Source organism: Nocardioides marmoraquaticus (assembly GCF_054777915.1).
In genome coordinates, this window is record NZ_BAAHAA010000015.1 from 54,058 (window position 1) to 73,010 (window position 18,953).

The window sequence follows — 18,953 nt, forward strand, 5'->3', positions numbered from 1 at the left end:
ACTCATCGGTCGGTGCCATCCAACGTCGACCGCGCGGCCCGTCACAAGGGTCCGGAGGTCACGGTTCGAGCGCCTCGAGGCCGGCCACCAGCCGGATGCAGGTGCGCTCGACCATCGCCAGCACGTCGGCGAAGCCCTGGTCGCCGCCGTAGTAGGGGTCGGGCACGTCGGGGGTCGGCTCGTCGTCCGCGACGACCGGGTCGAAGGCGCGGAACAGCCGCACCCGCTCGGTCTCGCCGTCAGGACTGATCTCGGCCAGGTTCGCCGCGTCCATCGCGAGCACGAGGTCGCGACCGGCCCCTGAGCGACCGGCCCAGGAGTCGTCCCACTGCTGGCCGCGGTGGGCCGAGGCGTCGTACCCCTCGGCCTCGAGGTGGGCCGCGGCGCGCACGTCCATCGCCTCGCCGACGTGCCACGGGCCGGTGCCGCAGCTGTCGACCTCGACCCGGCCGGCCAGTCCGGCGTCGTCGACGAGCCGGGTCATCACGACGTGCGCCATGGGGGAGCGGCAGATGTTGCCGAGGCAGACGAAGGCGATCCGGTACGGCGACCCGAGCGGCGGCGGGAGCTCGGGCGTCACCGGCGCGGCTCGGGCAGCAGCGCGTTCAGCACGACGAGGCAGACCGAGATGGCGATCGAGCCCCACAGCGCCGGCCAGAAGCCGGCCACGTCGAAGCCCAGGTCGAGCGCGCTGGCCGCGGCGCCCGCGAGCATGAGCATCAGCGCGTTGATGACCAGCAGGAACAGCCCGAGGGTCAGCACCACGATCGGCAGCGACAAGAAGCGCACGGCCGGCCGCACGAAGGCGTTGATCGCCCCGAGGATGGCGCCGATGACGACCAGCTTCACCGCCAGCTGGGTGTCGTCGACCGCGCGCAGCGTGATCCCGTCGACGAGCCACACCGCCGCGCCCAGCGACAGCGCGTTGACCAGCAGCCACAGCACGAACCTCATGGCAGGAGGGTAGGTCGCCCGTCCCAGGGCTACCCGCGCCCGAGCACCACCTCGGCGAGCGAGGTCTCGGCGTCGGCGAGGTGGGCGGTGAGCTCGGCGAGGGCGCCCGCGGTGTCGCCCGACTCGACGAGGTCGACCAGCGTCTCGTGGGAGTGCACCTGCTCGGCCGCGTTGCCACGGGAGCGGTCGACCTGCGCCAGCGCGAGCCGGATCTCGGCGTACAGCCCGTCGACGAAGGCCAGCAGCCGTTCCGAGCCCGCCAGCCCCACGATCGCGCGGTGCACCCGCAGGTGGGCGGCGGTGAAGGTGGAGGTCGGCCCGTCGCCGCGGCGGGCGTCGGCGTACGCCGTCAGCGCGGCACGCAGCTCGGCGCGCGACTCGGGCGTCGCGGTCGCCCACGCGCGCACCCCGGCGCCCTCGGCGACCAGCCGGCACGCGGTGACGTCGTGCACCTGCGCCGCGTCCATGCGTCGTACGACGATGCCGCGGCGCGGCAGCCGGTCGGCCAGGCCCTCCGCGACGAGCGCGCCGAACGCCTCGCGGACCGTCGAGCGCGCCACGCCGAGCGCGGCCGCCAGCGCGACCTCGCGCAGCGGCGTGCCGGGCTCGATCTCGCCCTCGAAGAGCGAGCGCCGCAGCTCCTCGGCCACGCGGTCGACCGTCGACGCCGCCTCGTCGAGGCGCAGGCCGGCGTACGGGTCGGGTGCGGCGGACGTCACCCCCGAAGTGTCGGACAGATCGGCGAGGTGTGCCACACTGGCGTCAGATTGTCCGACAATCCGACCGTGGAGGCCTCATGAGCCCGACCCCGTCCCCGCTCCCGTGGGGCCGCCGCTACCTCGCCGTCTCGCCCGACCACTTCCGGGTCGACTACGTCATCAACCCGTTCATGGACCCCGCCGTGCAGCCCGACCCCGCCCGCACCCGCGCGCAGTGGGACGCGATGGTCGCCGCGATCCGTGCAGCCGGCGCCGAGGTCGAGGTGCTCGGGCAGCTGCCCGAGACGCCCGACATGGTCTACGCGATGAACCTCGGCCTCGCCCTCGAGCGCCCCGACGGCACCCCCGAGGTCGTGCTCTCGCACATGCGCCACGCCGAGCGGCGCGGCGAGACGCCGGCCGCCGAGGCCTGGTGGCGGTCGCAGGGAGCCGTCGTACGACGCGTCGGCCGCGACGCCGTGGGCCCCCACCTCGAGGCGGGCGACGCCTTCGCCTGGCGGGGCGAGCTCGTGGTCGGGTTCGGCCCGCGCACCGAGGAGCTCGCGCTCAAGCACCTCGCCACCGAGCTCGACCTCGCGGTGCGCGGCGTACGCACCACCCACCCGGGCATGTACCACCTCGACCTGGCCTTCTGCCCGCTCGACGCCGAGGCCGCGATGGTCTGCCCGGTCGCCTTCGACGAGCCCTCGGCCCGCGCCCTGCTCGACCTGGTGCCCGACCCGCTGGTGCTCGACGAGGCCGAGGCGATGACGTTCTGCGCCAACTCCGTCGTGGTGGGCCGCACGGTCGTCATGCCCGCCTGCCCCGACCGGGTGCGCGTCTGGCTGGAGGCGCGCGACTTCGAGGTCGTCGTGGTCGACACCTCCGAGCTCGAGAAGGGCGGCGGCGCCGTCCGCTGCCTCACCAACCCCCTCGACGTCCGCCTCGGCCGCGACCTCGACCTCGTCCCCGGCGGCCGCGTCGTCCTCCCCTGACCCCTCGCTGGTCGAGCCGGTCGAGGCCACGCCCCTTCGTGGCTCGCTGCGCTCGCACCTCAGGGAGCGAGGTGTCGGACGCTCGCACCTCAGGGAGCGAGGCTTCGGACGCTCGCACCTCAGGGAGCGGGCCGTCCTCCGTTCCAGGAGGAGCCGGCGAGGGACGAGCGGGCCGTCCTCCGTTCCCTGAGGAGCCCGCGAGGGACGAGCGGGCGTCACGAAGGGGCCGTGGCGCTCCCGGACTAGGGTCGCCCCCGTGACGACCGCACCAGGCACCCCTCCACGTCCCCGCGCTGCCGTCGCCGCGCTGCCGGCGTACGTCGCCGGCAAGCCGCCCGCGCCGCGCGACGGGCGGCCGGTCTACAAGCTGTCCTCCAACGAGAACCCCTACGAGCCGCTGCCGGCGGTGCTGGCGGCGGTCGAGCGGGCGGCGAAGGGGATCAACCGCTACCCCGACATGGGCAACGCCGCGCTGTACGCCGCCCTCGCCGAGCGGCTCGGGGTGGGCCCGGAGCAGCTGGCCGCGGGCACCGGCTCGGTGGCGCTGCTCTACCACCTGTTCAACGCCTACTGCGAGCCCGGAGACGAGGTGGTGACGGCCTGGCGCTCGTTCGAGGCCTACCCGATCGCCATCACCGCGGCCGGGGCGACGTCGGTGCGGGTGCCGCTCGACGCGGAGGGTCGTCACGACCTCGACGCGATGGCGGCCGCGGTCGGCGGACGCACCAAGGTCGTCGTGGTCTGCACGCCCAACAACCCGACCGGTCCCGCGGTGACGCAGGCCGACCTGGAGCGCTTCGTCGCGGCCGTGCCGGCCGAGGTGCTGGTGGTGGTCGACGAGGCCTACCGCGAGTTCGTCACCCTCGACGACCCGGTCGACGCCGTGCCGCTCGTGCAGCGGCACGCCAACGTGGTCACGCTGCGCACCTTTGCCAAGGCGCACGGTCTGGCGGGGCTGCGGGTGGGCTACCTCGCCGCCCACCCGGAGGTCGCGGCCGCCGTACGTGCGTGCTCGCTGCCGTTCGGCGTCTCGTCCATCGCCCAGGCCGCGGCGGTCGCCAGCCTGGCGTCACCCGCCGAGGTCGACAAGCGCGTGGCCGCGGTCGTGGCGCAGCGCGGCGTCGTCGCGGAGGCGCTGACAGCGCAGGGCTGGGAGCTGCCCGACGCGCAGGGCAACTTCGTCTGGCTGCCGCTCGGCGACGAGGCGCTGGCCTTCGCCACGTGGTGCGGCGAGGCCGGGTTGTCGGTGCGGCCGTTCGCCGGGGAGGGCGTGCGGGTGACGGTGGGCGACGTGCTGGCCGACGAGGCGTTCGTCGAGGTGGCCGGTCGGTGGCGCGCCGGCGAGCGCTGATTGGTTGAAACCAGTCGGATCGGGGACTCTTCATCCATGGCTGACGACAACGCGACCACCGGCTCGTACGTCGAGCAGGGCAAGGGCTTCGACCGCGACATGAACTACATCCCGGACCGCATCGTCCGGGACCCGCAGCCCGACGCCGACCCGCCGCAGTGGAAGGCCGAGCCCGGCCGCTACCGGCTGGTCGCCGCGAAGGCGTGCCCGTGGGCCAACCGCGCCATCATCGTGCGCCGACTGCTCGGCCTCGAGGACGTCATCAGCCAGGGCCTGTGCGGCCCCACCCACGACAAGCGCTCGTGGACCTTCGACCTCGACGAGGGCGGCGTCGACCCCGTGCTCGGCATCGAGCGGCTGCAGCAGGCCTACTTCGCCCGCTTCCCCGACTACCCCCGCGGCATCACCGTGCCCGCGATGGTCGAGGAGTCGAGCGGCAAGGTCGTCACCAACGACTTCCCGTGGATCACCCACGACCTCTTCCACGAGTGGCGCGACCACCACCGTCCCGACGCGCCCGACCTGTGGCCCGACGACGTGCGCGACGAGATGGAGACCGTGATGAAGCGGGTCTTCACCGAGGTCAACAACGGCGTCTACCGCTGCGGCTTCGCCGGCTCCCAGGAGGCGTACGACGACGCCTACGACCGGCTCTGGACCGCCCTCGACTGGCTCGAGGAGCGCCTCGCCGACCGCCGCTACCTGATGGGCCCGGCCATCACCGAGGCCGACGTGCGGCTGTTCACCACCCTCGCCCGCTTCGACGCGGTCTACCACGGCCACTTCAAGTGCAACCGCAACAAGCTCATCGAGATGCCGAACCTCTGGGGCTACGCGCGCGACCTGTTCCAGACCCCCGGCTTCGGCGAGACCATCGACTTCGAGCAGATCAAGCAGCACTACTACGTCGTCCAGACCGACGTGAACCCCTCCAGCATCGTCCCGAAGGGCCCCGACCTGTCCGGCTGGCACACGCCCCACGATCGCGAGAAGGTCTGACGCCAGCGGGCCCCTGATTACCCGCTCAGGCGGGTAATCGGTGACTTGTCGGCTGTTGCGGCGGCCGACAAGTCACTGAGAAGCGCGCCCAGTGCGGCACCGCGTCTCATCCCTCTGTCGCGGGCGCGGCCTCGCGGGCCACGAAGTCGCGCTGCCGGATCAGGCCCAGGCTGAGGACGCCGCAGCCGAAGGCGATCACCGCGGCGACGAGCGTGATGTGGTCGAGCGCGTCGACGACGCCCGAGGTGCCGACCTGGGTGACGAGGTCGGCGGCGCGCTGGCCGCCGCGCTCGGCTGCGGCAGCCGCGGCGGCGTTCACCTGTCCCCCTGACAGCGCGGCGACGAGGGGCTCAAGCGCCGGCCCGGGTACGGCGCCCTGCAGCGCGGGCCGCACCGAGTCGGCGACCTGCTGGGCGAAGACCGAGCCCAGTGCGGCGATGCCGGTGGCGATGCCGACCTGCCGGAAGGTGCTGTTGACCCCGCTCGCCATGCCCGACCGCTCGACCGGCACCACGCCCACGGCGGTCGAGGCGAGCGGGGGGTTGATCATGCCGATCGCCAGGCCGCTGACGAGCAGGCCGGGGACCAGCGCCGTCCAGTCCGAGGTCGCGGTGATGGTCCGCAGGAGCAGCAGGCCGACACCGAGCACGAGGAAGCCTGGGCCGATCATCCACTTGACCGGCACCTTCTCGGTCAGCCGCCCGGCGACGACGGCGGCGACGAACGAGGCGCCGGAGAGGAACAGGAACCGCACGCCGGTGCCCACGGCGGAGTAGTCGAGCACGTTCTGCACGTAGAGCACGAGGTAGGTCAGCAGCGAGAAGATCGACGCCGAGACGCCGAACGCCGCGACCAGCCCGCCGACGAAGGTCGGCTTGCGCAGCAGCCCGAGGTCGAACATCGGGTGCTGCTGCACGCGCTGGCTGACGACGAACACCGCGAGCAGCGCCGCGGCGGCGACGAGGCAGGCGACGACGCGGGTGCCGCCCCAGCTGCGCTGGCCCGCCTCGATGAGGCCGTAGACGAGCGCGCCGAGCGCGACCGAGAACACCACGAAGCCCACCCAGTCGGGCCGTCCCGCCCGCGGGTCGTGCGACTCGCGCACCTTGACCACGGTGACGGCGATCGCGAGCAGGCACAGCGGCACGTTGACGAAGAAGATCCAGCGCCACGACAACCCGCTGGTGAGCACGCCGCCGAGCACCGGCCCGATGGCGACGGCGACGCCTGTGACCGCTCCGAACGCGCCGAACGCCGTGCCGCGGTCCTTGCCGCGGAAGGCGCTCGCCAGCAGGGCGAGCGCGGTCGCGAACATCGCCGCGCCGCCGATGCCCTGGAACGCCCGCGCCAGGGTGAGGAACGTGATGTCGGTGGCGGCCCCGCAGGCCACGGAGCCGACGGTGAACAGCGCTGTGCCGATGGTGAAGACGCGCTTGCGGCCGTAGAGGTCGGCCAGCGAGCCCGCCGTCAGCAGCAGCGCCGCGAGCGAGAGGGCGTACGCGTCGATGACCCACTGCAGGTCGGACAGCGACGCGTCGAGCTCGCGCTGGATGTCGGGCAGCGCGACGTTCACGATCGTGATGTCGAGCAGCAGCATGAACACGCCGGTGCAGACGGCGGCCAGCGTCCACCACTTCGGGTCGGCGGGCGTACGTCGCCCCACCGCGCGGTGGGCGGGGGTGCGGGTGGCGGTCATGGGCGGTCACCGGTCCTTGGGGCGCTGCGACCTCAGTGGTTGACGATCGCAATCAAACGGTACCCAGCCGGACCGGCGCCGCCCACCGCGCTACTCGTGCTCGACCTCGCTCTTGAGCTTCAGCACGGTGGTGCCGTCCTCCTGCTCGATGACGTAGGCCGGGTTGTCGTCGGTGCCGTCGCGGGAGATCTCCTTGCCCTTCGACTTCCGGGTGACCTTGTCGTGGTGCACCTCGGTGACCTTGCCCTCGGCCTTGTTGTCGCCCCACTTCCAGCTGACCGTGCTGCCCTTCTGGATCGCCATGTCGTGCTCCTCGTCAGATCGTCGTGTCGCCCGCCGCGGCCGTGCGAGGGGGGTACCCCGGCGTTGCGCGCTCGCACCCGGGTGTCCGAGCAGGGAGGGTGGGGGACAGGCGGGGGACGTCGACCCACGCGCCGAGCCGCGCGAGCAGGAGGAACCCATGGACACCAGCCGTCGGCAGCCCGACGAGCCCGAGCCGACCGCGACCTACGGCGCCGTACGACGCGACCCGGCGCAGCAGCCGCCGCCCCCGCAGACCGAGCGGGTGCCCCGCGAGGAGTGGCCGCGGCCCGCCGGTGCCGGGACCGCCCCTGCGGCGGGTGCCTCGGCGCTCGACGACCCGGCGTACGAGCGCTTCGGCGGGGTCAACGTCGGCGCGGCGTTCTTCGGCTGGATGGTCGCCGTCGGCACCACCGTGCTGCTCAGCGGCATCGTCGGGGCCGTCGTGCTCGTGCTGGGCCTCGGCGCCGACGTCGAGCTCGACACCAGCACGGCGCTGACCACCACCTCGATCGTCTCGGCGGCCGTCGTGCTCGCGGTGCTGCTGGTCGCGTACTACTGCGGCGGCTACGTCGCCGGTCGCATGTCGCGCTTCGACGGCGGCCGCCAGGGCGTGGCCGTGTGGCTGTTCGCGCTGGTGTTCGGGATCCTCGGCGGTCTCGCCGGGTACGCCGCGGGCGAGCGCTACGACCTGCTCTCCGGCGCCGACCTGCCCAGCGTCGAGGTCGCCACCAGCGACCTCACCCTCGCCGGCATCGTCACCGGCGTCGTCGTCCTGCTCGGCACCCTGCTCGCCGCGGTCGCCGGCGGCAAGGTCGGCCGCCGCTACCACGCCAAGGTCGACCGGGCCCTCTGACGCCGGCCCCGGTGGCACCTCAGGCGTCACACTGCTCGGCCTCGTTCGGGTCGGATCGGCCCTGATCAAGGCCGATCCAGTCCGAAGTCCCCGGTTGACCGGGGACTTCTCCTCCACCCTGGGCGCCGTCAACCACCCGATTCGCCGGGGCACACCCCCTCCGCTACCGTGGGAGCGCGGGTGTGGCCCCAGTCACACCCGCGTCGTCCGGGCCGCACCACCCACGCGGAGGCGGGCGACCACGATCGGCCGAGGCGGTGACCCCCGCCCCGACGGACCATGAGCAGGAGCGGAGTGCCATGAGCGACCCCACGCGTTCTTTCGGGCCCGACCTCGTCGAGGTGTTCGGGCCCCAGCAGCAGGACGGCGGCCCCGAGCTGGTGCAGCTGCTCACCCCCGAGGGCGAGCGCGTCAGCCACCCCGACTTCGACCTCGACTTCTCCGCCGACGAGGTCCGCGGGCTCTACCGCGACATGGTGCTCGTACGCCGCCTCGACGTGGAGGCCACCGCGCTGCAGCGCCACGGCGAGCTCGGCATCTGGGCCCAGCTGCTCGGTCAGGAGGCGGCGCAGATCGGCTGCGGCCGCGCGCTGCGCAAGCAGGACCACGTCTTCCCGACCTACCGCGAGCACGGCGTCGCGTGGTGCCGCGGGGTCGACCCGCTCGACCTGCTCGGCCTGTTCCGCGGGGTCGACCACGGTGCGTGGGACCCGAAGGAGTTCGGCTTCCACCTCTACACGATCGTCATCGGTGCCCAGGCGCTGCACGCGACCGGCTACGCCATGGGCGTCCAGCGCGACGGCGCCGTCGGTACCGGTGACCCCGACCGCGACGCCGCGGTCGTCGCCCACTTCGGCGACGGCGCGAGCAGCCAGGGCGACGTCAACGAGGCGTTCATCTTCGCCGCCTCCTACAACGCGCCGGTCGTCTTCTTCTGCCAGAACAACCAGTGGGCGATCTCCGAGCCCATCGAGCGGCAGAGCCGGATCCCGCTCTACCAGCGCGCGCTCGGCTTCGGCTTCCCCGGCGTCCGCGTCGACGGCAACGACGTGCTCGCGACGTACGCCGTCACCCGCGCGGCGCTGGAGCGGGCCCGGGAGGGCAGCGGCCCGACCCTGGTCGAGGCCTACACCTACCGGATGGGCGCCCACACCACGACCGACGACCCCACCCGCTACCGGCTCTCCGACGACGTCGAGAACTGGAAGCTCAAGGACCCCATCGCCCGCCTCGAGGTGCACCTGCGCCGCAACGGCCTGGTCGACGACGACTTCATGGGTGACCTCAAGGCCGAGGCCGACGAGCTGGGCCACCGCCTCCGCGAGGGCTGCAAGGCGCTGCCCGACCCGCAGGCGATGGCGATGTTCGACCACGTCTACGCCGAGGAGACCGACGAGCTGCGCGAGCAGCGCGAGGGCTACGCGACGTACCTGCAGAGCTTCGAGGGGGCCCGCTGATGTCCAAGATCACCCTGGCCAAGGGCCTCAACGCCGGCCTGCGCAAGGCCATGGAGGACGACCCCAAAGTCCTCGTCATGGGCGAGGACGTCGGCAAGCTCGGCGGCGTCTTCCGCATCACCGACGGCCTGCAGAAGGACTTCGGCGAGGACCGCGTCATCGACTCGCCGCTCGCCGAGTCGGGCATCGTCGGCACGGCGGTCGGCCTGGCGCTCCGCGGCTACCGGCCCGTGGTCGAGATCCAGTTCGACGGCTTCGTCTACCCCGCCTACGACCAGATCGTGTGCCAGGTGGCCAAGATGAGCTACCGCTCCAAGGGGCGGCTGCCGATGCCGATGGTCATCCGGATCCCCTTCGGCGGCGGCATCGGCGCGGTCGAGCACCACTCCGAGAGTCCCGAGGCGCAGTTCGCGCACACCCCCGGCCTCAAGGTCGTCGCGTGCTCCAACCCGGTCGACGGCTACTGGATGATCCAGCAGGCCATCGCCTGCGACGACCCGGTCGTCTTCCTCGAGCCCAAGCGGCAGTACCACGCCGACAAGGCCGAGCTCGACGAGTCCGAGACCCCCGAGCCGCTGTTCAGCAGCCGGGTCGTGCGCCGGGGCACCGACGTCACCGTGGCGGCGTACGGCCCCACCGTGAAGACCGCGATAAAGGCCGCCGAGGCGGCCGCTGCCGACGGCCAGAGCCTGGAGGTGATCGACCTGCGCACGCTCAGCCCGCTCGACCTCGGTCCGGTCGTCGAGTCCGTACGCCGCACCGGCCGCCTGGTGGTCTGCCACGAGGCCCACGTCAACCTCGGGGTCGGCGCCGAGGTGGCCGCGCGGGTGCAGGAGCAGGCGTTCTACTCCCTCGAGGCGCCGGTGCTCCGGGTCGGCGGGTTCGACACGCCGTACCCCGCCTCGCGCATCGAGGAGGACTTCCTGCCCGACCTCGACCGGCTGCTCGACGCCGTCGACCGCTCGCTCGACCACTAGGAGGTGGTCGAGGCGCGAGGAGCGCCAGCGACGAGCCCTTCGAGACGGTCGCTGCGCGACCTCCTCAGGGACCACCTCGAGACCCCGCAAGCCGAAAGGAAGCCCTGAGAATGGCTGACTACCTGCTCCCCGACGTCGGCGAGGGCCTGACCGAGGCCGAGATCGTGGCGTGGCGCGTCAAGGTCGGCGACGTCATCGAGATCAACGACGTCGTCGTCGACATCGAGACCGCCAAGTCGATCGTCGAGCTGCCGTCGCCGTACGCCGGCACCGTCACCGCCCTGCTCGTCGGCGAGGGCGAGACCGTGGCTGTCGGCACGCCGATCATCAGCGTCGGCGACCCCTCGCCCCTCGACGCGCCGGCCGCGGAGCCGGCCCCGTCGGTCGAGCCCGTCGAGCCCGCGTCCGAGATGGAGATCGACCTCTCCAACCCCGCGGCCAGCGGTGGCGGCGAGGGCGAGAGCCTGGTCGGGCGCAGCAAGGCCGAGCGCGGCCCGCAGCGCCGTCCGCGCAAGGGCTCGGCGTCGCCGTCGACGGTGTCGGCCGCGGCCACGCAGATGCAGGTGCAGGGGGCGTTCAGCCCCGGCGGAGCCCAGTCCGACCCGGTGGTCGAGGCCGACGAGCCCGCCGTGCCCGCCCACGCGGTCGAACAGGCACCGACGCCGGAGGCGTTCGTGCCCGCCCCCGTCCAGACCGGGGAGCAGGTGCGCGCCCTGGCCAAGCCGCCGGTGCGCAAGCTGGCCAAGGACCTCGGCGTCGACCTCGCCTCGCTGACCCCCTCCGGCCCCGGCGGCACCGTCACCCGCGACGACGTCCAGGCCGCGGCCGCAGGGCTTTTCGAACGAAAAGCCCCCGACACGCCGACCACCGAGGTGCCGATCGGTCGGAAACCCGGGGCCCGCGAGACCCGCGAGCCGGTCAAGGGCGTGCGCAAGATGATGGGCCAGGCGATGGTCGACTCGGCCTTCACCGCACCGCACGTGACGGAGTGGGTGACCGTCGACGTCACCCGCGCGAGCGAGCTCGTCGAGCGGCTCAAGTCCCACCGCGACTTCCGCGACGCCAAGGTCACGCCGCTGCTCGTGCTGGCCAAGGCAGCGCTGCTGGCGCTGCGGCGTACCCCGATCATCAACTCCACCTGGGACGACGCGGCCCAGGAGGTCGTGGTCAAGCACTACGTCAACCTCGGCATCGCCGCCGCGACCCCGCGCGGGCTCGTCGTGCCCAACGTCAAGGACGCCCAGGACAAGAGCCTGCGCGAGCTCGCCGACGCCCTCGCCGGGCTGACGGCGACCGCCCGTGAGGGCCGTACGCAGCCCGCCGACATGGCCGGGGGGAGCTTCACGATCACCAACGTCGGCGTCTTCGGCGTCGACGCCGGCACCCCGATCATCAACCCGGGCGAGTCGGCGATCCTCTGCTTCGGCGCCACCAAGCGGCAGCCGTGGGTCGTGGGCACGGGGTCGGAGGAGCGGCTCGAGATCCGTGACGTGTGCACGCTGGCCCTGTCGTTCGACCACCGTCACGTCGACGGCCAGGCCGGCTCGCAGTTCCTCGCCGACGTCGCCGCGATCATGGAGGACCCCGCGACGGCCCTGCTCTTCTGAGGCTTGTGCCACTCTGGCTGACACCTGTCACTGCCGCCCCCACCGCGGGGCCCTACCCTCGGGTCGGACGCCGACCGCCCGGTCGGCCGGGAGGGGGAGGCATGGCCCGGACGGGTGCCCGCGTCGAGGTGCGCGGCCTGACGAAACGCTTCGGCGGCTTCACCGCCGTCGACGACCTGACCTTCGACGTCGAGCCGGGTCGCATCACCGGGTTCCTCGGCCCCAACGGCGCCGGCAAGACCACCACGCTGCGCATGGCCCTGGGCCTCGTCGCGCCGAGCGCCGGCGAGGTGCTCGTCGAGGGCCGGCAGTACGCCGCCCTCCCGCGCCCGCTCGAGGTGGTCGGCGCCGCGCTCGAGGCCACCAACTTCCACCCCGGCCGGTCCGGGCGTGACCACCTGCGCGTGCTCGCCACGGCCAGCGGGCTGCCGCTCGCACGGGTCGACGAGCTGCTCGAGCTGACCGGCATCCCGGCCTTCGCGCGGCGCCGCGCCGGGGCGTACTCGATGGGCATGCGCCAGCGCCTCGCGCTGGCCGCCGCGCTGCTCGGCGACCCGCAGGTGCTGGTGCTCGACGAGCCGGCCAACGGACTCGACCCGGAGGGCATCCGCTGGCTGCGCGGCTTCCTGCGGATGCTCAGCCGGGAGCAGGGCAAGACCGTGCTGGTCTCGAGCCACCTGCTGCAGGAGGTCGCCCAGACCGTCGACGACGTCGTCATCATCGCCAACGGCCGGCTCGTGCAGCAGGGCACGATGGCCGAGCTCGACGGCGACCCGACGGTGCGGGTCAGCACCTCCGACCCGGCCGCGCTCGCCGCGGCGCTGCACGATCGCGGCTTCGCCTCGAGTGCCGCCGGCGAGCACACCCTGAGCGTGCAGGTGCCCGACCCGCGCGTGGTGGGCGAGATCGCCTTCTCCTTCGGGCTCCCGGTGTGGGAGCTGAGCGCCCAGCGCGCCGACCTCGAGGCGCTCTACTTCTCGCTGACCGAGGGCACCAACCGCAACCTCGGCGACGCCGCGGTCGACCAGGGAGCCGCGTGATGGGGCGCGCCGTCCGGGCCGAGCTGGTCAAGTTCTTCACCACCCGCTTGTGGTGGGGCATGGCGATCGCGGTGCTGCTCGCGGGCGGCGCCTTCGCGCTGCTCTTCGGGCTGCTGCTGACCGGTGCCTTCGGCGACGAGGCCGGCCCGCCCGGCGGCTTCGCGGGCACCGACCCCGTCACCATCGCCAACAGCGTGTACACCGGCGGGCTGTCGATCGGCTACCTGCTGCTGCTGACGATCGGCGTCATCCAGGTCGGCGCCGAGTACCGCCACCACACCATCACCTCGACGTTCCTCGCCGAGCCGCGGCGTACCCGCGTCATGGGCGCCAAGGTCGTCGCGCTGCTCGTCGTCGGCGCGCTCTACGGCCTGATCAGCCTCGCCGGCTCCATCGTCGTCGGCGCGATCACGCTGAGCAGCCGCGGCGCGGAGGCCTTCCCGTCGACCGAGGTGCTCCGCACGCTGGCGCTGAGCCTGCTCGTGCTCGGGCTCTGGGCGCTGATCGGCCTCGGCGTCGGCATCCTCATCCCCAACCAGGTCGCCGCGCTGCTCATCGGCATCGGCGTCGCGTGGGTCGTCGAGCCGATCCTCGGGCTGGTGCTGCGCACCTTCGAGCTCGGCCGCGAGCACATCGCGCCGTACCTGCCCTCCGCCGCGACCAACGCCATCGTCGACGCCGTGCAGCAACCCGGCGAGGTGCGCCTGGAGTGGTGGACCGGCGCCCTGGTCCTCATGGCCTGGGCCGGCGTGCTCGCCGGCGTCGGCGCCCTGCTCACGGCCCGCCGCGACATCAGCTGACGTCGGTCCACGTCTCGCACGATCCGCAGGCCCTCCAGCCTGCGAGACGTGGACCGTCAGCAAAGTCACTGGTTAACCAGTGAGTCGTGTGGCGGAAGAGGTCTCCTGGTCCTGCGCAGTGCCGGCCTCGATCGACCCGTGACTGGTGTTGTCCACAGATCTCGTCGCGCGCCGCCACGGGGGGCGGTGGTGGGTTCTGCTGGAGGCGTGGAGCACTTCCGACCCCGCCGGCCCTGGCCCGCCGGGCTTGTCGACCCGACCCCGGTGGACCCGTCGGGCGTGGTCGGTCCGACCCGCGGTGCAGCGGCAGGGCCGCGGTGGCGCCGCTCGTCACCCGGGCTCTACGTGCCGGCGGCCGTGCTGACCTCGGTGGAGCAGGGCGTCCACGAGCAGGCTCGGCGGCTACCGACTGACGGTGCGCTGGGAGGCTGGGCAGCGCTGCGGGTGCGTGGAGCGGCGTACGTCGACGACGCCGACCCCCGCGTGCCGCTCGTCGTGGCCCGGCCCGCCAACCTGCGCCCCTCGCCCGACCACCGCCTCGTGCGTGTGCGGGACATGCCGCCGGTCGAGCATGTGCACGGCCTGCCCTGCGTCGAGGCCGTCGCGGCGTTGCTCGACGTCGTGCGGCAGCAGCCCGACCTGCGGCGGAGGGTCGTGGCGATCGACATGGCCCTGGCCGCGGGTGTGGTGTCCCAGGAGCAGCTGGAGTCGGCGCGGCGGTCTCGAGGTGCGGCAGCCCTCAGGGAGGCCCTCCCGCTCGTCGACGGGCGCAGTCGGTCGCCGCTGGAGTCGTGGCTGCGACTGGTGTGGGTGCTCGACGCCCGCCTCCCGGTGCCGCTGAGCAACTGGCCCCTGTTCACGCTCGACGACTTCCCGCTGGGCAGGCCCGACCTGGTGTGCGACGAGCTCGGCGTCTGCGTCGAGTACGACGGCTCGGCCCATGCCGGCGCCTTCCGCCGGCGTACCGACGCCTTGCGCCGCGACGGCTTCCGCGACGCCGGCCTCGAGGTCGTCACCGTGGTCGGGGGCGGCTGGGGCCGCGAATGTGCGGTCGTCCGGCAGCTGCTCGCCGCCCGCGACCGCTCGCTCGCCTGGACCCGGCCCCGGGGCTGGCGGCTGGGTGTCCCGCACGACGGTCCACGTCTCGCATGATTCGCAGGCCCTCCCGCCTGCGAGACGTGGACCGTTGGCAAAGTCACTGGTTAACCAGTGACTTTGCCGAAGGCCGCAGCAGACCTCACAGCCCGACGGTGTGCCAGTCGTCGAGGAGGTCCTGCTCCTCGGCGCGGGTGAGGCCGGTGACGCAGCCGCGGCCGGCGTCGGTGCGGAGCCAGGCGAGGGTGTCGCGGGCGGTGTCGGCGAGGGGGCGGATCTTGAGGCCGGCGTCGTGGGCCGCGCTGACGTCGTGGCGCACCATCCCCGACATCTCCTCGGGCAGCCACAGCGGCAGCGAGCGGGGTCCCGACCACGGGGCGACGTGGTGGCGGTGCAGGAAGCCGGGGTGCGCCCAGAACAGCCGGGCGTCGGCGCCGACGCCGTCGGAAACCTGCTGCAGCACCTCGCCCAGCGCGGTGACCCAGCCGACGGCGTCGAAGGTGCCCTCGCGGCGCTCCTCGGCGAGGGTGACCAGCCACGCGGCGAGGTCGCGCACGTCGATGACCTGCACGTCGCGGTCGGGGGAGTCGGGGGCGAGCACCTCGCCGCCCTCGGCCAGCCGCTCGGGCCAGTAGGAGAAGCGGCCGGTGGGGTCGCCGGGGCCGACCACGAGCCCGGGGCGTACGACGACCGACGTCGCGGACTGCGACCGCACCAGCTCCTCGCAGGCGACCTTGTGGCGGCCGTAGTCGTCGACGGTGTCGGAGTCGTCGTGCAGCGGCTCGTGCAGCGCGAGGGTCTCGGGGGTGCCGTGGGGGGTGGCGGTGTCGGCGTAGGCGCTGATCGACGACACGTAGACCCAGTGGCCGGTGCGTCCGGCGAGCGCGTCGAGGGCCGCGCGGACCCAGGAGGGTCGGCTCGCGACGTCGACCACGGCGTCGTGCTCGCCGTCGATCACCGACCAGTCGGGTGCCGTGCGGTCGAGCGTCGCGTGGTGCGCCCCCTCGGGCACGGAGCCGGAGCGGCCCCGGGCCGCGCAGGTCACCTCGTGGCCGCGGCGCAGCGCCTCTGCCGCCACCTCGTGCGAGAGGAACCGCGTCCCTCCGAGCACCAGCAGTCGCATGGTCGTCCTCCCCGCCGCAGGACCGCCCCACGACCGGATCCATCTTTCCCTGCTCACGGACGCTCAACCGCCCGTACGGTCAGGGCGTGATCCGACGACTGCTCCTCGCCACGGCGTGCCTCCTGGTCGGCCCGCTGCTCGTGCTCCCCGGCCCGGCCGGAGCGGCCGCGGCGGGCCCCGTGACAGCAGCGCCCGGGAGAGCAGCGGCGGCGCCGGCGACGTACCGGGCCGTCATGGTCTTCGACCGCGACCCCCGCCGGCAGTTCCGCTCGACGCTGACCTGGCGGCTCTTCGAGCGTCGCGGCGACGCCGAGGAGCTGGTGCAGGAGCGGTCGTGGCGGGCCGGGTCGGGGCGGGGGTGGAAGGGCGGTCGCGACGAGTGCCGGCGCAACGTGGGGTGGACGCCCAAGGGCAGCTACGGCGTCACCTGGCACCAGGACTACGCCGGCTCGGTGGTGCAGGGCGGGGTCTTCCGGATGGACGACATGGCGTGCCACGACGGCACGGTGCGGCGCGAGCTCTTCCTGCACACCGAGCAGGGGCGCGGCAACCGGCAGTGCGCCGACGCGCGGGGTGACCAGCCGTGCCGCTGGGAGGTGCCGCGCTTCAACGACTACGCCTCGGCCGGCTGCCTCAAGATGGCGCCGGGCGACCTCGCCGAGCTCGGCCGGCTCTACACCAAGCACTTCGCCGCCGGGGTGCGGCACGACCGCTCACGCGTCGTGCTGCGCGTCGTCGACTAGAGCTGCTTGGCCAGCAGCGCGACCAGGTGACCGCCTGACTCCCGACGGCCGACCTCGACGTAGCCGCGGCGGGCGTGGAAGGCGAGCGACGGCTCGTTGGGCGGCTCGACGTTGACCTCGAGGCACATCACCGGCGCGCCGCAGCCCTGCTCGAGCTCGTCGTACAGCGCGGTCGCGATGCCCCGGCGCCGGGTGCGCTCGTCGAGCACGACCCGGTCGAGGTAGTGGAAGCCGCCGGGCGCCCAGTCGGCGAACCACGCGAAGTTCTCCCCGTCGTACGCCGACCCCGCGGCGTAGGTGAGCACGAAGCCCACCACCGCGCCGTCGAGCTCGACGACCAGCGCCCGGTGGGACCAGGCGACGAGGTCGCGCAACCGGGGCTCGTCGAGCGCGGAGAGCAGCTCGACGTGGGCCTCGTTGAGCGCGAGCACCGCCGCGTGGTCGCGCTCCTCGAGGGGACGGGTGGTGGTCGTCACCCGCGCACCCACGGGTCGCGGCCCGCGTGGTCGACGGCCAGCTCCCACACCCGCGCGCGCAGCGCCTTGTCACGGGCCGGACGGGGCGGGTTGACGATGCGGGTGCTGGTGCCGAGGCCGAGCGCACCGCCGAGGCCGACGACGCTCGAGCCCGGCAGCTCGGCGGTGGCCGCCATGAGCACGGGGTGGTGGGCCACGTCGGCGCGCTGGCCGACGGCGCCGAGGGCGGCGTCGAGGATGCTCGGGCCGCGCGCGCGCAGGCTCGTGGTGCGCTCGGCCACCTTGTCGACCGCCTCGGAGACGTCGAGCCCCGCGACGGCGACGGTCGCGCGCAGCGGCGACCCGGCCGCGCGGGCACGGCTGTCGAGCTCGAGGCCGAGCAGCAGCGAGGCGAGCGCGGCCTCGGCGCCGCCGCCCCAGCCGGTACGGCGCAGCACGCGCTCGCGCCAGCCCCCCGGCTCGTCGTCGGCCTTCTCCTCGCCGAGCACGTCGGAGAGGTCGCGGGCGAGCCGGTGCGTCGGCGGCACCACCACGCAGACCCGACGCAGCAGGTCGTGCAGCCGCACCAGCAGGTCGAACGGCCCCAGCACCCGCACCGCCAGGGCGTCGTCGGCCCCCGCGTCGCCGTCGTGGTGCAGCACGACCCGGTGCACGCCGTCGGGCGCGACCGAGCGCACGTGCGCCGCGGCGTCGCCGACCGAGTCGCGGTCGGCCAGGTCGAGCGGGACCGCCTCCGGTCGCACCGGGGCGAGCGCGTCGCAGCGTCGTACGACGTCACCCAGGGCGTCGAGATCGGCGTCGGCGAGCAGCAGGCCGGCGCCGTGCCCGGCCAGCACGAGCGCGGTCTCGCGGCCGACCCCGCGCCCGGCGCCGGTGACCAGCACGGTGCGGCCCGTCAGGTCGGGCACGTCGTCGGGCGTCCAGCCGCTCACGGCATGATCCCCAGCGACGCGAGCAGCCGGTCGGCCACGTGGGCGTCGCCGACGACCTCGGGTGCGACGGCGTCGGGGCCGCGGCGTCCGGTCGCCAGCACCACGAAGTCCTCGGTGCCGAGCCGCAGGGTCGTGGTCGGCTCGGCGTCGGGGGCGATCGCGGCCCGGCCGGCGTCGTCGACCCGGACGGTGCGCACCTCGCCCGCCTCCGGCAGCTCGAGGCGTACGACGCTCCCCGCCGGCGGCGCGACGCGCTTGCCGACCACCATCGGCAGCGCCGCCAGCATCACGCCGAGCGCGTGCCGGGCCGGTGCGCCGTCGAGACCCCCTGGTCGGTCGAGGGCGCGGCGGAGGTCCTGCTCGTGCACCCAGACGTCGAGGGGGCGGTTGCGGAGCACGGTGCCGACGTCCCAGCCGTAGCCGCCGGGGACCCGATCGGGGGCGGCGTGCGGGTCGGTGGGCGGCGCCGCACGGAGGGCGGCGTACCGGGTGGCGACGGACTGCGTGACCTCCTCCACCAGCTCCGGCAGCAGCCGGCCGCGGCGGGCGAGGACACCGGCCTCGGTGTAGCGCTGCATCGGCCGCACCAGGTGCGGTGCGGGCGGCACCTCGAGCGTCTCCTCCGGGGCGCCCGCGAGCACCGCCTCGAAGTGGGCGACGTGGGCCACGACGTCGGCGACGTTCCAGCCCTCGAGGTCGGTGGGGGCCAGGGCGTCGGTGGGGTCGAGGTCACCGACGAGCCGGGTGAGGTCGTCGACGGCCAGCAGCCACACCTCGACCCAGCGCCACAGCCGGCCCGCGTCGTCGAGGGGCTCGTCGGTCATGAGGGCCAACCTAGTGCTCGGGCGAGGGGC

20 protein-coding genes are annotated in these 18,953 nt (G+C 73.8%); 11 read left to right on the top strand and 9 right to left on the bottom strand.

Going from position 1 to position 18,953, the window contains the following annotated elements; all coding sequences use genetic code 11:
- Positions 1–58: 58 nt before the first annotated feature.
- From ACYU8I_RS12440 to ACYU8I_RS12450, 3 genes are read right to left on the bottom strand one after another with little or no spacing between them, the layout of a single operon-like run.
- Positions 59–580, bottom strand: a complete 522-nt coding sequence (locus ACYU8I_RS12440; RefSeq protein ID WP_460841210.1) for a low molecular weight protein-tyrosine-phosphatase — start codon at positions 578–580, stop codon at positions 59–61.
- A complete protein-coding gene (locus ACYU8I_RS12445; RefSeq protein WP_460841212.1) occupies positions 577–954 on the bottom strand; it encodes a phage holin family protein in 378 nt (125 codons plus the stop codon). The genes ACYU8I_RS12440 and ACYU8I_RS12445 overlap by 4 nt, the downstream gene beginning before the upstream one ends.
- 29 nt (positions 955–983) lie before the next feature.
- On the bottom strand, positions 984–1,673 hold the full coding sequence (locus ACYU8I_RS12450) for a GntR family transcriptional regulator (RefSeq protein ID WP_460841214.1): 690 nt from the start codon (positions 1,671–1,673) through the stop codon (positions 984–986).
- A gap of 77 nt (positions 1,674–1,750) precedes the next feature.
- Here ACYU8I_RS12450 and ACYU8I_RS12455 point away from each other — a divergent pair, with 77 nt between their 5' ends.
- From ACYU8I_RS12455 to ACYU8I_RS12465, 3 genes are all read left to right on the top strand, one after another.
- On the top strand, positions 1,751–2,647 hold the full coding sequence (locus ACYU8I_RS12455; RefSeq protein WP_460841217.1) for a dimethylarginine dimethylaminohydrolase family protein: 897 nt from the start codon (positions 1,751–1,753) through the stop codon (positions 2,645–2,647).
- Between the two features lie 256 nt (positions 2,648–2,903).
- Positions 2,904–3,998: a histidinol-phosphate transaminase gene (locus ACYU8I_RS12460; RefSeq protein WP_460841219.1), complete on the top strand. Its 1,095-nt coding sequence runs from the start codon at positions 2,904–2,906 to the stop codon at positions 3,996–3,998.
- A gap of 36 nt (positions 3,999–4,034) precedes the next feature.
- Positions 4,035–4,997, top strand: coding sequence for a glutathione S-transferase C-terminal domain-containing protein (locus tag ACYU8I_RS12465; protein ID WP_460841222.1), 963 nt, complete (start codon positions 4,035–4,037; stop codon positions 4,995–4,997).
- A gap of 106 nt (positions 4,998–5,103) precedes the next feature.
- Here ACYU8I_RS12465 and ACYU8I_RS12470 read toward each other — a convergent pair whose 3' ends face one another.
- The gene (locus ACYU8I_RS12470; protein WP_460841224.1) at positions 5,104–6,693 is read right to left on the bottom strand and encodes an MFS transporter; all 1,590 of its coding nucleotides are present in this window, start codon (positions 6,691–6,693) and stop codon (positions 5,104–5,106) included.
- A gap of 90 nt (positions 6,694–6,783) precedes the next feature.
- Entirely contained in the window at positions 6,784–6,996 is a 213-nt protein-coding gene (locus ACYU8I_RS12475; RefSeq protein ID WP_460841226.1) for a hypervirulence associated TUDOR domain-containing protein, read from the bottom strand.
- Between the two features lie 157 nt (positions 6,997–7,153).
- On the opposite strand from ACYU8I_RS12475, the gene ACYU8I_RS12480 reads away from it, so the two are divergent.
- The 7 genes from ACYU8I_RS12480 to ACYU8I_RS12510 all read left to right on the top strand — a co-directional run bounded on the left by ACYU8I_RS12480 (position 7,154) and on the right by ACYU8I_RS12510 (position 14,882).
- Positions 7,154–7,849 (top strand): hypothetical protein, encoded by a 696-nt coding sequence (locus tag ACYU8I_RS12480; protein ID WP_460841228.1) that lies wholly within the window; start codon positions 7,154–7,156, stop codon positions 7,847–7,849.
- Positions 7,850–8,148: 299 nt separating this feature from the next.
- Positions 8,149–9,306 carry a pyruvate dehydrogenase (acetyl-transferring) E1 component subunit alpha gene (gene pdhA, locus ACYU8I_RS12485; RefSeq protein ID WP_460841230.1) on the top strand — a complete coding sequence of 386 codons (1,158 nt, stop codon included), beginning with the start codon at positions 8,149–8,151 and terminating at the stop codon, positions 9,304–9,306.
- On the top strand, positions 9,306–10,283 hold the full coding sequence (locus tag ACYU8I_RS12490; RefSeq protein WP_460841232.1) for an alpha-ketoacid dehydrogenase subunit beta: 978 nt from the start codon (positions 9,306–9,308) through the stop codon (positions 10,281–10,283). The genes pdhA and ACYU8I_RS12490 overlap by 1 nt, the downstream gene beginning before the upstream one ends.
- Before the next feature lie 110 nt (positions 10,284–10,393).
- Entirely contained in the window at positions 10,394–11,890 is a 1,497-nt protein-coding gene (locus tag ACYU8I_RS12495; protein ID WP_460841236.1) for a dihydrolipoamide acetyltransferase family protein, read from the top strand.
- A 101-nt stretch (positions 11,891–11,991) separates the two neighbouring features.
- Positions 11,992–12,930: an ABC transporter ATP-binding protein gene (locus tag ACYU8I_RS12500; protein WP_460841238.1), complete on the top strand. Its 939-nt coding sequence runs from the start codon at positions 11,992–11,994 to the stop codon at positions 12,928–12,930.
- Positions 12,930–13,730 (top strand): hypothetical protein, encoded by an 801-nt coding sequence (locus ACYU8I_RS12505; RefSeq protein WP_460841240.1) that lies wholly within the window; start codon positions 12,930–12,932, stop codon positions 13,728–13,730. Before ACYU8I_RS12500 ends, ACYU8I_RS12505 begins: the two co-directional genes overlap by 1 nt.
- A 279-nt stretch (positions 13,731–14,009) precedes the next feature.
- Positions 14,010–14,882, top strand: a complete 873-nt coding sequence (locus ACYU8I_RS12510; RefSeq protein ID WP_460841243.1) for a hypothetical protein — start codon at positions 14,010–14,012, stop codon at positions 14,880–14,882.
- 85 nt (positions 14,883–14,967) lie between these two features.
- On the opposite strand, the gene ACYU8I_RS12515 is transcribed toward ACYU8I_RS12510, so the two are convergent.
- Positions 14,968–15,948, bottom strand: a complete 981-nt coding sequence (locus ACYU8I_RS12515) for an NAD-dependent epimerase/dehydratase family protein (protein WP_460841245.1) — start codon at positions 15,946–15,948, stop codon at positions 14,968–14,970.
- 86 nt (positions 15,949–16,034) lie between these two features.
- On the opposite strand from ACYU8I_RS12515, the gene ACYU8I_RS12520 reads away from it, so the two are divergent.
- On the top strand, positions 16,035–16,691 hold the full coding sequence (locus ACYU8I_RS12520) for a hypothetical protein (protein ID WP_460841247.1): 657 nt from the start codon (positions 16,035–16,037) through the stop codon (positions 16,689–16,691).
- Here the strand turns inward: ACYU8I_RS12520 and ACYU8I_RS12525 are convergent.
- From ACYU8I_RS12525 to ACYU8I_RS12535, 3 genes are read right to left on the bottom strand one after another with little or no spacing between them, the layout of a single operon-like run.
- Positions 16,688–17,167, bottom strand: coding sequence for a GNAT family N-acetyltransferase (locus ACYU8I_RS12525; protein ID WP_460841249.1), 480 nt, complete (start codon positions 17,165–17,167; stop codon positions 16,688–16,690). The genes ACYU8I_RS12520 and ACYU8I_RS12525 overlap by 4 nt on opposite strands.
- Positions 17,164–18,099, bottom strand: a complete 936-nt coding sequence (locus tag ACYU8I_RS12530) for an SDR family NAD(P)-dependent oxidoreductase (protein ID WP_460841252.1) — start codon at positions 18,097–18,099, stop codon at positions 17,164–17,166. Before ACYU8I_RS12530 ends, ACYU8I_RS12525 begins: the two co-directional genes overlap by 4 nt.
- Positions 18,096–18,923, bottom strand: a complete 828-nt coding sequence (locus ACYU8I_RS12535; RefSeq protein ID WP_460841254.1) for a maleylpyruvate isomerase family mycothiol-dependent enzyme — start codon at positions 18,921–18,923, stop codon at positions 18,096–18,098. Before ACYU8I_RS12535 ends, ACYU8I_RS12530 begins: the two co-directional genes overlap by 4 nt.
- Positions 18,924–18,953 lie beyond the last annotated feature (30 nt).

Excerpts from the sequence above, each read along its gene's own strand:
- pdhA (WP_460841230.1), top strand. The coding sequence starts at position 8,149 with ATGAGCGACCCCACGCGTTCTTTCGGGCCCGACCTCGTCGAGGTGTTC.
- ACYU8I_RS12475 (WP_460841226.1), bottom strand. The coding sequence starts at position 6,996 with ATGGCGATCCAGAAGGGCAGCACGGTCAGCTGGAAGTGGGGCGACAAC.
- ACYU8I_RS12470 (WP_460841224.1), bottom strand. The coding sequence starts at position 6,693 with ATGACCGCCACCCGCACCCCCGCCCACCGCGCGGTGGGGCGACGTACG.
- ACYU8I_RS12480 (WP_460841228.1), top strand. The coding sequence starts at position 7,154 with ATGGACACCAGCCGTCGGCAGCCCGACGAGCCCGAGCCGACCGCGACC.
- ACYU8I_RS12495 (WP_460841236.1), top strand. The coding sequence starts at position 10,394 with ATGGCTGACTACCTGCTCCCCGACGTCGGCGAGGGCCTGACCGAGGCC.
- ACYU8I_RS12535 (WP_460841254.1), bottom strand. The coding sequence starts at position 18,923 with ATGACCGACGAGCCCCTCGACGACGCGGGCCGGCTGTGGCGCTGGGTC.
- ACYU8I_RS12515 (WP_460841245.1), bottom strand. The coding sequence starts at position 15,948 with ATGCGACTGCTGGTGCTCGGAGGGACGCGGTTCCTCTCGCACGAGGTG.
- ACYU8I_RS12490 (WP_460841232.1), top strand. The coding sequence starts at position 9,306 with ATGTCCAAGATCACCCTGGCCAAGGGCCTCAACGCCGGCCTGCGCAAG.
- ACYU8I_RS12500 (WP_460841238.1), top strand. The coding sequence starts at position 11,992 with ATGGCCCGGACGGGTGCCCGCGTCGAGGTGCGCGGCCTGACGAAACGC.
- ACYU8I_RS12465 (WP_460841222.1), top strand. The coding sequence starts at position 4,035 with ATGGCTGACGACAACGCGACCACCGGCTCGTACGTCGAGCAGGGCAAG.
- ACYU8I_RS12455 (WP_460841217.1), top strand. The coding sequence starts at position 1,751 with ATGAGCCCGACCCCGTCCCCGCTCCCGTGGGGCCGCCGCTACCTCGCC.
- ACYU8I_RS12445 (WP_460841212.1), bottom strand. The coding sequence starts at position 954 with ATGAGGTTCGTGCTGTGGCTGCTGGTCAACGCGCTGTCGCTGGGCGCG.
- ACYU8I_RS12505 (WP_460841240.1), top strand. The coding sequence starts at position 12,930 with ATGGGGCGCGCCGTCCGGGCCGAGCTGGTCAAGTTCTTCACCACCCGC.